The 15,689-nt window shown below is 57.0% G+C and carries 16 protein-coding genes; all 16 read left to right on the top strand.

What is annotated here, in order from left to right; genetic code table 11:
* Window positions 1-63: 63 nt before the first annotated feature.
* A complete protein-coding gene (gene pobA / locus ACR0BD_RS07680; protein WP_480829778.1) occupies window positions 64-1,233 on the top strand; it encodes a 4-hydroxybenzoate 3-monooxygenase in 1,170 nt (389 codons plus the stop codon).
* A gap of 22 nt (window positions 1,234-1,255) precedes the next feature.
* Window positions 1,256-1,639 (top strand): 4-carboxymuconolactone decarboxylase, encoded by a 384-nt coding sequence (gene pcaC / locus ACR0BD_RS07675; protein ID WP_480829776.1) that lies wholly within the window; start codon window positions 1,256-1,258, stop codon window positions 1,637-1,639.
* Window positions 1,636-2,361: a protocatechuate 3,4-dioxygenase subunit beta gene (gene pcaH / locus ACR0BD_RS07670; protein WP_480829775.1), complete on the top strand. Its 726-nt coding sequence runs from the start codon at window positions 1,636-1,638 to the stop codon at window positions 2,359-2,361. The genes pcaC and pcaH overlap by 4 nt, the downstream gene beginning before the upstream one ends.
* A gap of 2 nt (window positions 2,362-2,363) precedes the next feature.
* On the top strand, window positions 2,364-2,963 hold the full coding sequence (gene pcaG, locus ACR0BD_RS07665) for a protocatechuate 3,4-dioxygenase subunit alpha (protein ID WP_480829774.1): 600 nt from the start codon (window positions 2,364-2,366) through the stop codon (window positions 2,961-2,963).
* Window positions 2,956-3,807 (top strand): 3-oxoadipate:acetyl-CoA acetyltransferase, encoded by an 852-nt coding sequence (locus ACR0BD_RS07660; protein ID WP_480829773.1) that lies wholly within the window; start codon window positions 2,956-2,958, stop codon window positions 3,805-3,807. Before pcaG ends, ACR0BD_RS07660 begins: the two co-directional genes overlap by 8 nt.
* A gap of 33 nt (window positions 3,808-3,840) precedes the next feature.
* Window positions 3,841-4,902: a 3-carboxy-cis,cis-muconate cycloisomerase gene (locus ACR0BD_RS07655; protein WP_480829771.1), complete on the top strand. Its 1,062-nt coding sequence runs from the start codon at window positions 3,841-3,843 to the stop codon at window positions 4,900-4,902.
* A 186-nt stretch (window positions 4,903-5,088) separates the two neighbouring features.
* Complete coding sequence (locus ACR0BD_RS07650) at window positions 5,089-6,324, top strand: ABC transporter substrate-binding protein (protein WP_480829770.1); 1,236 nt, start codon at window positions 5,089-5,091, stop codon at window positions 6,322-6,324.
* Window positions 6,321-7,298 carry a GntR family transcriptional regulator gene (locus ACR0BD_RS07645; protein ID WP_480829769.1) on the top strand — a complete coding sequence of 326 codons (978 nt, stop codon included), beginning with the start codon at window positions 6,321-6,323 and terminating at the stop codon, window positions 7,296-7,298. Before ACR0BD_RS07650 ends, ACR0BD_RS07645 begins: the two co-directional genes overlap by 4 nt.
* Window positions 7,299-7,537: 239 nt before the next feature.
* Window positions 7,538-8,620 carry an ABC transporter ATP-binding protein gene (locus ACR0BD_RS07640; RefSeq protein WP_480829767.1) on the top strand — a complete coding sequence of 361 codons (1,083 nt, stop codon included), beginning with the start codon at window positions 7,538-7,540 and terminating at the stop codon, window positions 8,618-8,620.
* Window positions 8,617-9,480, top strand: a complete 864-nt coding sequence (locus tag ACR0BD_RS07635; protein WP_480697092.1) for an ABC transporter permease — start codon at window positions 8,617-8,619, stop codon at window positions 9,478-9,480. Before ACR0BD_RS07640 ends, ACR0BD_RS07635 begins: the two co-directional genes overlap by 4 nt.
* Window positions 9,481-9,482: 2 nt before the next feature.
* Window positions 9,483-10,334 carry an ABC transporter permease gene (locus ACR0BD_RS07630; protein WP_480697090.1) on the top strand — a complete coding sequence of 284 codons (852 nt, stop codon included), beginning with the start codon at window positions 9,483-9,485 and terminating at the stop codon, window positions 10,332-10,334.
* Window positions 10,331-11,053: an SDR family NAD(P)-dependent oxidoreductase gene (locus ACR0BD_RS07625; RefSeq protein ID WP_480829766.1), complete on the top strand. Its 723-nt coding sequence runs from the start codon at window positions 10,331-10,333 to the stop codon at window positions 11,051-11,053. The genes ACR0BD_RS07630 and ACR0BD_RS07625 overlap by 4 nt, the downstream gene beginning before the upstream one ends.
* Entirely contained in the window at window positions 11,050-11,805 is a 756-nt protein-coding gene (locus tag ACR0BD_RS07620; protein ID WP_480829765.1) for an SDR family NAD(P)-dependent oxidoreductase, read from the top strand. Before ACR0BD_RS07625 ends, ACR0BD_RS07620 begins: the two co-directional genes overlap by 4 nt.
* 67 nt (window positions 11,806-11,872) lie before the next feature.
* The gene (locus tag ACR0BD_RS07615) at window positions 11,873-13,090 is read left to right on the top strand and encodes an ABC transporter substrate-binding protein (RefSeq protein ID WP_480697085.1); all 1,218 of its coding nucleotides are present in this window, start codon (window positions 11,873-11,875) and stop codon (window positions 13,088-13,090) included.
* Window positions 13,091-13,172: 82 nt separating this feature from the next.
* Window positions 13,173-14,276 carry an ABC transporter ATP-binding protein gene (locus ACR0BD_RS07610; RefSeq protein WP_480829763.1) on the top strand — a complete coding sequence of 368 codons (1,104 nt, stop codon included), beginning with the start codon at window positions 13,173-13,175 and terminating at the stop codon, window positions 14,274-14,276.
* Window positions 14,277-14,291: 15 nt separating this feature from the next.
* Entirely contained in the window at window positions 14,292-15,644 is a 1,353-nt protein-coding gene (locus tag ACR0BD_RS07605) for an amidase (protein WP_480829762.1), read from the top strand.
* Window positions 15,645-15,689: the final 45 nt, after the last annotated feature.

Below are 15,689 nucleotides of genomic sequence, written 5' to 3'. Positions count from 1 at the left end.
CCTGCGCGTTGCCAAACGGTAGCGGCAGTGTAATCTTGCTTGCAATTGGATCGGGAGGATCAATTGCGCACTCAAGTCGTTGTGATCGGAGGCGGACCGTCAGGCTTGCTTCTGTCTCAGCTCCTGTATGTACATGGGATTGACAGCGTTGTTCTGGAACGCAGAACCAAAGACTACGTCTTGGGCCGTATCCGCGCCGGTGTATTGGAAAAAGGATTTGTCGACCTTATGGAGCAGGCCGGCGTTGCCGAACGCCTGCGTACCGAAGGTTTCAAACACAATGGGACCCTGATCGCGGCAGGGGACACCAGTTTTCGAGTGGATTTCCAAGCCCTGACCGGAACACCCGTCGTCGTCTACGGACAAACTGAGGTGACCCGCGATCTGTACGACGCGCGAGAAGCCGCAGGCGGGACGTTGGTCTTCAACACAGAAGACGTGACAATCCATGACGCGGATACCGATCAGCCATTCGTGACCTTTACCGTTGATGGTCACGAACAAAGAATCGACGCCGATTTCGTTGCGGGCTGCGATGGGTTCCACGGCGTGAGCCGCCAGACCATCCCACTGACCATTCGTCGTGAGTACGAAAAGATATACCCATTTGGATGGCTTGGCATCCTGTCCGAAACGCCTCCGGTGCATGAAGAACTGATATACGCCTCATCCCAGCGCGGTTTTGCGCTGTGTTCAATGCGCAATGAGAATCTGAGCCGGTACTACATTCAATGCTCCCTTTCCGATTCCCCCGAAGATTGGACCGACACAGCATTTTGGGCGGAACTGAAACGGCGAATTCCCGACGCTTATGCTGAAAGCCTCATCACCGGACCCTCTATCGAGAAATCAATCGCCCCGCTGCGATCCTTCGTCACCGAACCAATGCGTTGGGGTCGGCTGTTTCTGTGTGGAGACGCCGCGCATATCGTTCCGCCAACAGGCGCAAAAGGATTGAATACGGCCGCGTCAGACGTTCATTACCTGCTGAACGCGCTACGTGACTTCTATGAGACTGGCTCACACAAAGGGATAGACGCCTATTCCGAAAAAGCACTTGCGCGCATTTGGAAAGCAGAGCGTTTCAGCTGGTGGTTTTCATCACTGCTCCACCGTTTCCCGGATCAATCGGAATTTGACCTGAAAATGCAACGCGCGGAGATTGATTTCCTGCGCACAAACATATCCGCACAACAAGCCATGGCCGAAAACTATGTCGGATTACCATATTGATGCGTGGCACAAAGGAAAGATTATGACGGATCGATATTCAAAAGGAATGGCAGTCCGGCGGCGGGTCTTGGGGGATGCGCATGTTGATCGGGCCCAGACACAGACATCCGACTTTGATGCGCCGTTCCAGAACATGATCACCGAAGGTGCTTGGGGCACGCTTTGGGCGGACGATACGATCTCGCTGCGCGAACGCTCCATGATTACGCTGGCCCTGCTGGCAGCAACGCGCAACTTTGACGAGATACCAATGCATGTCCGGGCCTGCGCCAACACCGGCGCTTCAAAAGCCGACATCATGCAGGCTTTTATGCACGCAGCCGTCTATGCCGGCGTACCTTGCGCTAACAGAGCTATTAAAATGGCCAAGGCGACCTTGGCTGAAATCGAGGAAGAAGCTGTATGACCCAGCCAAAGGATTTATTCCAGCGCGACCGCGAATGGCATCCGCCAGCTTATGCGCAGGCCTACAAGACAAGCCTGACCCGATCCCCTTCAAACGCACTTTTGTCCATTGATACAACAACCAGCGAGTTGAGCGGTCCGACTTTTGGGCATCGGGACATCGACCCGCTGGACAACGACCTGCTGCGAAACTACGCCAAGACGGGCGATCCGATCGGTGAACGCATCCTGTTGCATGGGCGTGTTTTGGATGAAAACGCGCGCCCTGTGCCCAATACTCTGGTCGAGATTTGGCAAGCGAATGCTGGCGGGCGGTACCGACATAAAAAGGATACCTATCTCGCCGCGCTTGACCCGAATTTCGGCGGGTGTGGGCGCACACTTACCGACGAAAATGGCTACTATATCTTCAGAACGATCAAGCCAGGTGCCTACCCGTGGCGCAACTGGGTGAATAGCTGGCGACCGGCGCATATCCATATCTCGGTCTTTGGCACTAGCTTTGCTCAACGCCTGATCACACAGCTTTATTTTGAAGGCGACCCCCTGATCGCCAAATGCCCAATCGTGAACACGATCCCCGATCAACGGGCCATTGATCAACTGGTTGCAGCGCTTGATATGAATGCAACGATCCCGTTCGACAGCATTGCCTACAAATTCGACATCATTCTACGCGGGCATCGCTCGACCTATTTTGAAAATCGGCCCGAGGGGAACTGACCATGGTTCAAAAACTCGATTACCTTAAAGAGACTCCTTCTCAGACTGCGGGGCCTTATGTTCACATCGGGCTAGCGCCGGGCGAGGCGGGCTTTGACGTGTATACACATGAACTGGGTCGGGACATCGCAGGGCCCAACGCGGCGGGCGAGCGGATTACTATTCGCGGCATTGTGTGGGATGGAACTGGAACACCCGTAAAAGATGTGTTGATCGAGACATGGCAGGCAAATGCTGCCGGAATATACCCGGGGCAAGGCACGGTTGAGGACGGATTTCACGGTTGGGGCCGCGTCACGCCCGATTTCGAAACCGGGGAATGGTCGTTTGAAACGGTAAAACCGGGGCCAGTCACAGATCGGGCAAAGGGTCTTATGGCACCTCATATCAACCTGCTTTTGCTTGCGCGCGGTATCAATGTCGGTCTCAACACGCGTCTCTATTTTTCCGACGAAGCCGACACCAACGCATCAGATCCAGTTTTGAACCTGATTGAGCAGCCTGCTCGGCGGGCCACGCTAATCGCGGAAAAAGAAGCCGAGGGGTACCGGTTTGACATCCGACTGCAAGGCCAGAATGAGACGGTGTTTCTGGATGTCTGAACGCGCGACGAATACCCCGTGCATCATATGTGTTGCAATTACCGGCTCGGTTCCCACCAAGGCGGACAACCCGGCCGTCCCGATCACTGTCGCTGAACAGATCGAAAGCACCCATGCCGCATTCGAAGCAGGTGCCGCGATTGCGCATTGCCATGTGCGCGACGATGACGGCAAACCCACGTCTGACCCCGAGCGCTTTGCTGCTTTGAAAGAGGGCATCGAAAAACACTGTCCGGGCATGATTGTTCAATTATCGACCGGAGGGCGGTCAGGTGCCGGGCAAGCGCGTGGCGGCATGCTGCCTCTTGCACCGGACATGGCCTCTTTATCAGTGGGCTCGAACAATTTTCCAACGCGGGTGTATGAAAACCCACCTGATCTGGTCGAATGGCTTGCCGAAGAAATGGTGAAATACGGCGTCAAGCCAGAGATCGAAGCATTCGACCTGTCCCACATCCTGAAAGCAGCACAAATGTATCGGGACGGACAAATAAAGGACGTTCCCTATGTTCAATTCGTCATGGGCGTGAAAAACGCGATGCCCGTCGATCGTGAGGTTTTCGACTTTTATGTGAAAACTGTGCATCGCCTACTGGGGGATGTACCTTGGTGTGCCGCCGGTATCGGGCGCAACCAGATCGTTTTGAACGAATGGTCCATTGCTGCGGGCGGCCATGCACGAACCGGACTTGAGGATAACGTGCGACTGGATCGCGATACACTGGCCCCCTCGAATGCCGCGCTGGTCAGGCGAACGGTGGAAATCTGTGAAAACCACTCGCGCCCTGTCGCAAGCGTTTCTCAAACCCGAGATATCCTGGGCCTACGCAAGGTCGATACGTAATGCAGCGCGCATGTCTTCTGAGAGCATAGAGGTATGAGCGACGTTTTCGAACACCCGTGGTTGTCTGGCTTGTTTGGTGACAAAGATGCTGATGCAATCTGGTCTGCCCGAAGATCCCTTGCGCATATGTTGACATTCGAGGCCGCCTATTCTCGCGGTCTTGGTGCAATCGGCAAGGTTCCTATTGAAACAGCACAGGCCGCCGCGGCGTGGATCGAAAAAGCTAAACCCAGCATCGAAGCGTTGAAAACAGGCGCTTCCTCAGATGGCCTGCCGGTTCCGGCGTTAGTCCACGAACTTAGGCGCGATGCAGGCCCTCTGGCCGAGGCGATTCACACCGGCACGACATCGCAAGATGTCATGGACACGGCGCTTGCACTCTGCCTGAAGGATATGTCGGATCTTTTGTCGACGCGCCTGACGAAACTTGGCGCAGATCTGGATCACCTCAAACAGAGCTTCGATCACGCGACCATAATGGGGCGGACCCGAATGCAGGCGGCACTGCCGATAAAGGCAGAACACAGGATCGCCTCTTGGCAGGCCCCGATACGCAGCCATCAAACCCGACTGGAACACCTGCGCCCTTGCGTCGAATGCGTGCAACTTGGCGGCGCAGTCGGCGATAACCAAGCCATAGGGCCAAAACACCCTGACCTTGCAAACCAAATCGCATCCGACCTTGACCTGCATGTACCTGACCAAAACTGGCAAACAGCGCGTGGTGGATTGGTGGAATACGCGGGGCTTCTGTCGATGATCTCCGGCTCGCTGGGCAAAATGGGGCAAGATATCTGCCTGATGGCACAACAGGGAATAGACGAGATCACGCTGAACGGTGGCGGCACATCGTCCGCAATGCCGCATAAACAGAACCCTATATTGGCCGAGCTTCTCGTTACGCTGGCAAGGTATAACGCGACACAGGTATCTGCGATGCATCACGCAATGGTGCATGAACAGGAGCGGTCCGGAAGCGCCTGGGCGTTGGAGTGGATGATCCTGCCCAATATGGCGAAGGCGACTGCACGTTCATTGTCGGCCGCAATTGATCTTTGCGCACGTGTGTCCTCGATCAATGGTTCCCAGAACTGAACCCAATCGCAAATCGCCGGAAATCGTAGGGTTGTTCGAAACGCAGATTTCGTCGAAAGATCGCCCTTTCCCAATCAAGGCCAAGGGTTCTCGTGGATCAACGCCCACGAATGCACTAACAATCAAGTTGGGCTAGCCCACTGCGGCGGCTCGCGTTTCTGGAACGACCAACAATCTGGATTACCAATGCCAATCGACCTGTCTGTCGAGCACAAACTTGCAGCGCCTCCACGGGTCAAACGTCGCACTCTACGTGTTATCGGAACCGATGTGACCTTGCTGGAAAATGTCCGTCAGATGGCGATGGCGGATCTGCAATTCGACATCGAATATGAATCCCTGGACTTTCTGACTTGCCAGCGTCGGGCTGCGACGCATCCAGAACACTATGATATCTACGAGCAGTGCTTCCACAACCTCGACATCGTTTGGTATTGGGGCGCGCTTCAACCGATTGATACACAGCGTATTGCTGAATGGGACAACATTGGCGATCTGTCCAAACTCGGTGGTGTCAGCAAGTACATGCGGCAAGGATACGGGGATGCCCCTGTACGCAAGCTTTACGTCCAGCCTGACGGGGTGATCGGACAGCAGCCTATGCAGTTTATCTCAATGCTGCCCACGGCACATAACGTAGACTCGTTTGGGTATGACCGCCGCGTATTTGGCGAAGAAGGCTCAGAAGGTTCAAGCTGGGCGTGGTTGCTGGACAAGCGTGCAAAAGGACGGATTGCAATCGTAGACGAACCCGCAATTGGCCTGTTCGACGTGGCCCTGGCCGCCGAGGCCAGCGGCGATCTCAGCTTTGCAGACATCGGCAATATGACCGTCGATGAGATAGACAGCCTGATGGCGCTTCTGGAAACCCTCAGGCAACAGGGTTTCTTTTGCGACAGCTGGAAATCTGCTCAGGACGCCGAGGCTTTGCTGCATGCTGAAAAAGTTGCGGCCCAAAGCATGTGGTCACCGTCCTATGGCAACCTTGGCCCGATGGAGCCGCATTTTGTCGAAAGTGTCCCGCGCGAAGGGTATCGTGCCTGGCATGGTGGGGCATCGCTTGCGCGCCACCTGACCGGCACCAAGCTGGGCATGGCCTACGAATACCTTAATTGGTGGCTGACGGGCAAAGCGGGTGCCGTTATGGCCAGACAGGGCTATTACATGACTGTTCCGGAAAAAACGCGCGAGTATCTGTCCGAGGATGAATGGGATTACTGGTACGACGGTCAGGTCGCCAGATCAGACCTTGTTGGAACCAACGGTCAGACAGTTGTGCGCAAAGGAAGACGCCGCGCAGGCGGCGCGTATCACGAACGGGTCAGCCGAATTGCGCTGTGGAACACGGTCATGGATGAATACAACTATGCCGCCCGCGCCTGGAACCGCTTTATCTCATCTATCCGAGAGGGCAGGTCATGAGCAAATCAGCCGGCTTGCGCGGGCAGGAGCCGCTTTATGAAGTTATCAGCGACATTCTCAGACGGAATATACAATCCGGACGCCTCCCCCGTGGTTTGGTTCTGATCGAGGGACCGATCGCAAAGGTTATGCTAACCAGCCGCGCGCCCGTCCAGGTCGCACTGCGCAAGCTGCATGAAGAAGGGTTGATACACCGCTTTCGCGGCCGTGGATATCTGGTCGGGCAAGCCGATCTGGAACCTATCCGCCGACCAATTGACGAGTTTCAGCTGGATATACCGGACCGATCCAGAAATTCTCTGGCCGTGCGCGGCACATGGATGCGCGTCTATGATCAGGTCGAGGCGGATGTTGCAGCCTGCCAGGTCTTTGGTGAATTCCGGTTGATCGAAACCGAACTTGCCGATTTTCTCGGTGTCAGCCGTACGGTCGCGCGCGATGTGCTTAGCCGGTTGAATGAGCGCGGTCTGATCCGCAAGGGCGCGTCGTCTCATTGGTTGGCCGGACCGCTGACGGCTCGGGTTCTGCGCGAGAAATACCAGTTGCGCGCCATCGTTGAGCCCGCAGCCCTGACGCTGGCCGCAGATTTCATCGAACCCGCCGAGATTAACAAAGTGCGCGACCAGATCCGTCAGGGACTGACACGAGAGACGACCGCCTACGAAGCGGCCTTTCAGAAGCACTGCCTCGAAAGGGCCCCGAACGCCGCCTTGGTTGACATGATACGCAACAACCGGCTGCTGTTGTCTTCGGTTAACGAAGCTCTGAACCGGCTAGGTCTGCCGGCAGACCACGTCGCGGTTGACCAATATCGTATTCTTTTTGATCTTATCGGTTCTCGCCAGATCACCGCGGCAGCAGAGTACCTGAAAGAGCATCTGCGCCTCTTGGCAGACAAGAATGTAGCCCGCCTGAAGATCGTCGCGCTTGTCCCCGAAGCAGAAGCGATTCCGAGATACCTGTCGCCACTGTAAATGACTCAAGTACCCAAAACTCATTTTACAAATTAGTGATAACGCCTTTTCTTGGCGTTTTTTTGATATTTTCATTAATTATTTTTTAGAAAATGATTATTGACCCATCTTTTTTTGCAAACTTTCATACGAAGTACGTTTTAAGAGGCTGCAAATTGTGGCCCCGCTGAACCGTTTGGTTTGAGGGGGCACCGATATCGCAAAGCTGTGTGCGGCCTGAATACCTTGTGGGGAAGTGAATGGGTCAGACAGATTCCATCTTCAGGCTGGACGGTGTCTCGCGGCACTTCGGTGACTTGACCGCGTTGGACGATATTTCGTTTGAAGCGACGCAGAACGAATACATCTCTTTGCTAGGGCCATCGGGCTCGGGCAAGACAACCCTGCTGCGTGTAATGGCCGGGTTTGAAAAGCCCGACATAGGCCGCATTCATTTTCTGGGTCAGGACATCACTGATCTTCCGGCGCACAAACGCGGGATCGGGTTTGTATTCCAGAATTTCGCTCTATTCCCTCATCTGACCGTCTTTGAAAACATCGCGTTCGGCCTGCGCAATGGCGTCGAAGATATTCCGGACGCGGAAACAGACGCGCGCGTCACCGAAATGATCGGCCTTGTGGGTCTGGAGGGTCTGGAAGACCGCGTTCCCGATCAGATTTCCGGTGGTCAAAAACAACGTGTCGCGTTAGCCCGCACGCTGGTGATGCAACCAAAACTGGTGCTGCTAGATGAACCGTTGGGCGCGCTGGACGCCAATTTGCGCGGTCGGATGCAGACCGAATTGCGCCAGATCCGCGAACGGCTCGACGTCACCTTTTTGCACGTCACCGGAAGCGAGACCGAAGCCCTGGCTATGGGCGACACGATCGCGGTGCTGGATCAGGGTCGGATCATCCAGTCCGGAACGCCAGAAGACATTCATGACACGCCGGCAAGCTCGGACGTCGCATTGTTCCTGAACCGCTTTAACCTGTTTGACGGAACGCTGGACGCTGGACAATTTCACGGCCCGTTCGGAACCGTTCAGGTCGCAGACGCATGCCACAACGCCAAAGACGTCTACGCCATCCGCTATGACCGCACCAAAGCATTCCGAAAAGGGGAAGAGCTGCCCGGCCCCGCCCTGCCTGCGCGCTATCTGGCCAGTGAATACCTTGGGTCTTCTGTGATCTCGTTCTTTGAAACGGCGGATCACAAACAGGTCGAAATAGACCACCACCTTAGCTTTGGCGAACCTGACGAATACGAGGTCGGTCAGGATTACGTTCTGTCCTGGAACCCCGAGCACGCCATCGTCTTTGGCAAGGAGGCCGCAGCATGAGCGCCGCTTCCTCTGACCGTAACGCCTTTACCGGCTGGCTGCTGGCGCCGGGCGTGTTCTGGATGATCCTATTCCTTGTCGCGCCGATCATGATGATCGTCTATGTGTCGTTTTGGACCCAGACGACATTTGCCATCAACTCGACGCTGACACTGGATAGCTGGAAGAACTTCTTCAGCTCCGAGGCTTATGTCGGCGCGCTCTGGACCACACTGCGGCTGTGGCTGATCGTTTTGGCACTGACCTTCATCATCGGCTACCCGGCGGCACTATTCGTGGGGTTGTTGGTCAAAAGCAAGACGGTTTCGACCGTGTTGCTGGTGCTGTGTGTCATCCCGTTCTGGACGTCATTCCTGATCCGCGTGCTGGCGTGGAGGCCGATGCTGGGCAAGGAAGGCGCGATTAACATCATCCTGCAAAAGCTGGGTCTGATCGACAGCCCGATCGAAGTTCTGCTGTTCTCGGAACTGTCGGTGATCATCGGCATGACGCAGATCTACGTGGTGTTCATGGTCGGTCCGATTGCCTTCATGCTGGGCCGCATCGACCGCAACATCATCGAGGCCGCGCGCGATCTGGGCGCGGGTTTTGGTCGCATCTTCTGGAAGATCATCTTCCCGCTCAGCCTGCCGGGAGTGGTCGTCGGCGCAATCTTTGTCAGCGTGATGGTTCTGGGTGAATTCGCAACCTCTGGCGCGCTGTCGGGGCGCAAGGTGAACCTGCTGGGCAACATCATCGTCACGCAGGTGGGTTCGCTCAAATGGGCGATGGCCTCGGTCGTAGGCGTCATCCTGACCATTCTTCTGGGCATCGTCGTGGCCGGTTTCCTGCGCATCGTCGACCTGAAAAGCGAGTTGTGATCATGGAATCCAAGGTTCTCAAACCCATTCTCGCTGTCTATGTCGCCGGGTTCATCCTGTTCCTCTATGGCCCGTTCATCGTGCTGGGTATCCTGTCGTTCCAGCAAGGCCCCGAAGGCGGGCCGCAATTTCCGATCATCGAATGGTCGACCTACTGGTATAAACACCTGTTCGGCCTTACCCCGCCGTCGCGCATTGCGCCCCTGCCTGTGGGTGAGGCGTTGTTACGGTCACTGACGCTGGCCTTCATGACGATGGTCACGGCTACGGTGCTGGGCGTCATGGCCGCCCAAGCCTTCCGCCGCCGGTTCAAGGGCGCGGGTCTGGTGTTCTACCTCATCGTACTGGGTATGATGGTGCCGGGTGTTCTGACCGGGCTGGGCACCTCGCTGCTCGCCAACAATGTCGTCGGGATCGAGCGCCACTGGTGGACCACCGCCTTTGTCGCCCATGTGGTCTATACCTTCCCGTTCGCGTTTCTGGTGATGCTGGCGATCCTCAACCGCTTTGACGGCTCGGTGGAAGAAGCCGCCTGGTCGCTGGGGGTCCCCCCTGCGCGGACTTTCCGCAAAGTGACATTTCCGCTTATCTTTCCGGGCGTCCTGTCCGCCATGCTGTTTGCTTTCACACTCAGCTTCGATGAATTCCCACGCACGTTGTTTGCATCAGGTCGGGATCAGACCTTGCCGCTGGCAATCTACGGTACGTTCTCGGTCGAGATTCATCCCAACATCTTTGCCTTTGGTGTGATGACAACGCTGTTCTCATTCTCGCTGCTGGCTGTTTACGGCATCCTCATGGGCCTCAGCGTGCGCCGCGCCAAAAAGATCGCGATGCAGGAGGACATCTCGTGAGTGTCGCCGTTGTCACAGGTGCAGGGTCTGGTATCGGGCAGGCCATTGCCAAGAAACTGGCAAGCGATGGCTACAAGGTGCTGGTCAACGACTTCGATGCCAGCGCCGCTCAGGAAACAGTGGCACAAATCGGCGTGGCAGCTATCGCCCATCATGGCGACGTATCCGATCCGGCGGATGTGGTGGATATGATCGTCCAATGCAACAAGGCGTTCGGCGCACCGACCCATCTGGTGAACAATGCCGGGCACGTGCATCAAGCCAACTTCGCCAAACTGTCGCTGGAAGACTTTGATCGCATGATTGCCGTGCATCTGCGCGGGACTTTCCTGTGCACCAAGGCCGTTTTTCACGAAATGTTAAGCGCGGGGAAAGGCTGCGTGGTCAATGTGGCTTCGCAACTGGGGCAAATCGGTGGTGTTGAGCTGGTGCACTATTCGGCGGCCAAGGCGGGCATCATCGGCATGACCAAGGCGCTTGCGCGCGAGGTGTCAGCAGACGGCATACGTGTCAACGCCGTGGCACCCGGCCCGATCAACACGCCGCTGGTGCGGGCACTGTCGCCAGACTGGCAGGCGGCAAAGGCGGCCGAACTGCCGCTGGGCCATTTTGGTGAACCTGCTGATGTGGCTGACACGGTGGCGTTCCTGTGTTCCGACGCAGCACGCCTTTACGTCGGCCAGACCCTCTGCCCCAATTCAGGAGACGTGATGCTATGAGCAACACCGTATTCATCACCGGAGGCGGCATCGGCATTGGCCGCGCCTGCGCGCTGGCCTTTGCTGCGCAGGGTGACACTGTGATTGTCACCGACGTGCTTGAAGCCGAAGGCCGCGCAGTCGTGTCCGAGATCGAAAAAGCAGGCGGAAGCGCTGAATTCCACATGCTGGACGTTCGCGATACGGCCCGTTCGGACGCTGTGATCGCGGATGTTCAGGCGCGCCACGGTGCACTCGACACGATCGTCGCCAATGCAGGCATTGCCCACCGCGTACCTCTGGACAAGCTGAGCGATGAGAAATGGGACCACACCTTTGACATTGACCTCAAGGGCATGTTCCGAGTGATCCGCCCTGCACTGACGGACATGCGCGCGCGCGGATCAGGCAGCATCATCTGCCTGTCCTCGATCATGGGTGTGGCCTATGGCTGGGACGAACATGTCCACTATTCCTCGGCCAAGGCCGGGGTGGTGGGTCTTGTGCGCGGGCTGGCCGTGGAACTGGCGCGTGATGGCATTCGCGTGAACGGCGTCGCGCCCGGATATATCCGCACCGCACAACTTCTTTCCGAAGAACACTCGCTGGGTCCTGCAGGGGCCGAGACGGCGGGCGAGAACATTCCCATGGGACGGATCGGTGAACCCGACGATATCGCGGATGTCGTTGTTTTCCTTGCCTCAAACGGGGCGCGTTACCTCACCGGACAAGTGATTGCTGTAGATGGTGGCCTGTTGGTCGGACGGTACTGAATACAGCGGGGCCAGCGGCCCCAAACAGAAGAATAAGACACACGACCGCAACACGGAGTAAACTGAGATGAGTACATATTCACGACGGAAATTCCTTCAGACAACCGCAGGCGGCGCTGCGCTGGCTGCGGGCGGGATGCCATTCCTTGGCGCGCAGCAAGCCTTTGCCGCGAACCTTGGCAATCAGGAATTGCGCACCGTAGGCCTGTCAGTGACGGTTCAGGAACGCATCCTGAACGACTTTCAGGAAAAATCGGGTGTAGGGTCGGTCAACGGCAAGGCTGATATCTTCCCCAACACCCAGACCGAGATTCTGTCGGGCACCGACGCCTATGACTGCTGGGAGATCATCGGCGAACGCCTGGCCGCGATGGTGGCCACTGACAAGCTGGCCCCGGTCGCTGCGTCCGACTTGAAAAACTGGTCGGGCATTCGTGACACTTTCACCACGGCCTCGGATCGCTGGGATCGCAACCGCCAGATCGTCGGACAGATTTGGGAGGATGACAGCCAGACCCGCCTGAACATGGTGCCGACGGTCTACAACTACGACTCGATCGGCTACCGCCCTGATCTGGTGGACGCCGAAGAAGCCTCGACCTGGGCTGCGCTGTTTGATCCCAAGTTCAAGGGCAAAACAGGCCTGAACGTTGACCCGCTGATCGCATTTGGCCAGGCCATTCTGGCAATGAATGCGCTGGGATTGCTTGAAGTTGAAAACCCCGGCAACCCGGATGCCGGAGCCATCGAAGAGGCGTCAAAATTCCTGATCGCCAAAAAGAAAGAAGGCCAGTTCCGTGCCCTGTGGGGTGACTTTGGTGAACTGGTGAACCTGCTCGCGTCGGGTGAGATGGTGATCGCGGATGCGTGGCAGCCTGCGGTGATGGCGGTCAAGGCGCAGGGGGTCGAATGCTCTTATGCGACGATGAAAGAAGGTTATCGCGGCTGGTCCATCGGGGTGTCCCCGCTCAAGACCTCGCCCAACCTCGAAGCGGTCACGGCCTATGCTGATTACTGGCTATCCGGCCCGCCAGCGATTGCAGTGTCGGAACAGGGTTACTATTCGCCCACCGTCAACGTCAAAGAGGTCATGGACCCAGACAAATATGCTTTCTGGTACGAGGGCAAGCCTTGGGTCGGTGCGACCGAGCGCGGCATCAAGGAAGGCGATCTGCGCGATGGTGGCTCGCTCGAAACTCGCGCGGCGAACGTCGCCTACTGGCACCAGTGGCCGGATGAGTACGACCTGCTGATCCAGAAATGGGATGAGTTCCTGTCCGCCTAACTCAACACTGGTTCAGCCGGGTCTAACCGGCTGAGCCCATTCCCCGCCTTTCAAGAAATCAAATCAAAAGGGTGCGACGTCCTTGGCTTACGATCTGCAACTCAAAAACGTTGGTAAAGTTTATGACAACGGCACGCCTGCCGTCATCGACTTTAACCTCGACGTTGAAAAGGGTGAGTTCATCGCCTTTCTCGGACCGTCGGGCTGCGGCAAGTCAACGACGCTGCGGATGATTTCTGGGTTCGAAAGCGTCACATCCGGCGACCTGTTGATCCGAGGCCAACGGGTCAATGACCAGCCCCCGGAAAAGCGCCCGACATCGATGATTTTCCAGAACTACGCGCTGTTCCCCCACATGAACGTGCGGCAGAACGTACGGTTCGGGCTGGAGGTTAAAGGCCTTCCGAAACCCGAAGCTGATCGCAAAGTCGATGGCATTCTGGACAAGCTGGGGCTTCTGGATATCTCGGAAATGCCAACCAGCCGTCTGTCCGGTGGTCAGCGTCAGCGGATTGCTTTGGCACGGTCTTTGGTCGTAGAACCCGATATTTTGCTGCTGGACGAACCCCTCGGCGCGTTGGATGCCAATCTTCGAAAAAGCATCCAGAACGAATTGAAGCTGTTGCAGCGCGAACTTGGAATTACCTTCGTGTTCGTAACCCATGCCCAATCCGAAGCTTTGGCGCTGTCGGACCGGATCATCGTGATGAATGCAGGTCGGGTTGAACAGATCAGCCCCCCGCACGAGCTGTACACCCGCCCCACCAGCGAGTTTGTCGCGCGCTTTATCGGGTCAAACACCATTATTCCCGGCACTGTAACTGCGACCGAAGGTCAAACAATTACACTCGACACGCCCTTTGGCGCTATTTCCGGCACCAACCGCATCGACGTCGCCCATACCATGGGCGAAAAGATGAGCATCGTGTTGCCCGCTGAAGCCGTTGAGTTGATCCCCGTCGAAACCGACGAAGCCGAACTGCGCGGCACCTTTGGTTCGAACATCATCCCCTGCCAGATCGAACGTCTGCAAGTCATCGGCCACATCATGCAGATGCTGGTCCGGCTAGAGAATGGCGCGACGATCAACACAGAAGGCCATGTGGACAAATATCGCGGACGCCTGTCCGTGGGGGCCTCGGCCTATGTGGCCTGGCACGCCAGCGGCGCAACGATGATCGCGTGATGGGGCCCGTATGAGATGAGCAATCTAACCATCACTCAAATGGCCGCAGACCTGCAGGCTGGGCGGACTGACCCCGTCGCGCTGCTGGAAGGTGTCTTTGACAGGCTGTCCGATCATAATGATCCCGCCCTGTTTATCGACCTTCTGAAAGACCGTGCGCAGGCCGAGGCCGAGGCCTCACACCTGCGTTGGCGTGCAGGCATTCCGATCAGCCCGATTGATGGTGTACCCACAGCGTGGAAGGATTTGTTCGATCTCAAAGGTCGCGTCACCACTGCCGGGTCTGTTGTACTTAAATCAAACCCTGCAGCCACAGCCGATGCCGCGATTGTTTCGCGTGCGGCCAGCGCCGGAATGACTTCGGTCGGCACCGTCAACATGACAGAGTTCGCGTATTCCGGAATAGGGCTGAACCCCCATTATGGAACGCCGCGCAACATACACGCCGACAAAGACAACCCGCGCAGCCCCGGCGGCTCATCCTCGGGGTCAGGCGCTGTTGTCGCCGCAGGGGTCGTGCCGGTTTCGATGGGTTCTGACACCGGGGGTTCGGTGCGTATCCCGGCCTCGTTCAACGGTGTGGTCGGATACAAACCTTCAATGGGGCGATATCCGATGGACGGCGTATTTCCCCTCGCCCCGTCGCTGGACACGATTGGGCCGCTCGCGAACAGCGTAGCCGATTGCGTGCTGGTCGATGCCGTCTTGCGCGGCCACCTTCGACCTCAGATCAATCCTGCGGAATTGTACAAGCTAAACTTCGTCATTCCGGATCAGGTTTTGTTCGATGGCGCAAGCCAGGATGTCTTGGACCGCTTTGACGCTGCCGTTGCAAGGTTGGAACGTGCAGGCGCGCGTGTCTCACGCATTTCGTTGCCGCAGTTGCAGCACATTCTGGATCTTATGTCACAGCATGGGTTCTTGGCCGGGGCCGAGGCCCTGGCGATTCACAAAGACCGGGTGAACGGCCCCGAAGCCGAGCAAATGGATGCCCGCGTCGTGCGCCGTGTTCTGCAAGCCAGCCCCATGACCGCTGTTGATCTGGTTGTGCTTCAACAGGCCCGCGTCCGCCTGATGGCAGAAACCGCGGCCACAATAGGCGGCTGCATTGTGCTTTGCCCGACAACCGCAACAACCGCGATGGAGATCGCCCCACTCGAGGCCGATCAGGATGTGTTTTTCGAACACAACGGCCTGACACTGCGCAACACGTCGCTTGGCAATTTCTTGGACTGGCCCGGTGTGTCCATCCCCAACGGAACGGATCGGAACGGTATGCCCACGGGCTTATTGCTGTCCGCGCCTCATGGTCAGGACCATGCCGTTCTTTCGGCGGCATTGGCGACCGAGAACATCATACGAGGCTGATTCATCCCCAGAATTTGCAAACTTTGAGAACACAGAGGAGAAGTA

This window comes from Ruegeria sp. G5, assembly GCF_056533365.1.
Note: the sequence above shows the minus strand (reverse complement) of the source record. Positions and strands in the feature narration are given on the sequence as shown.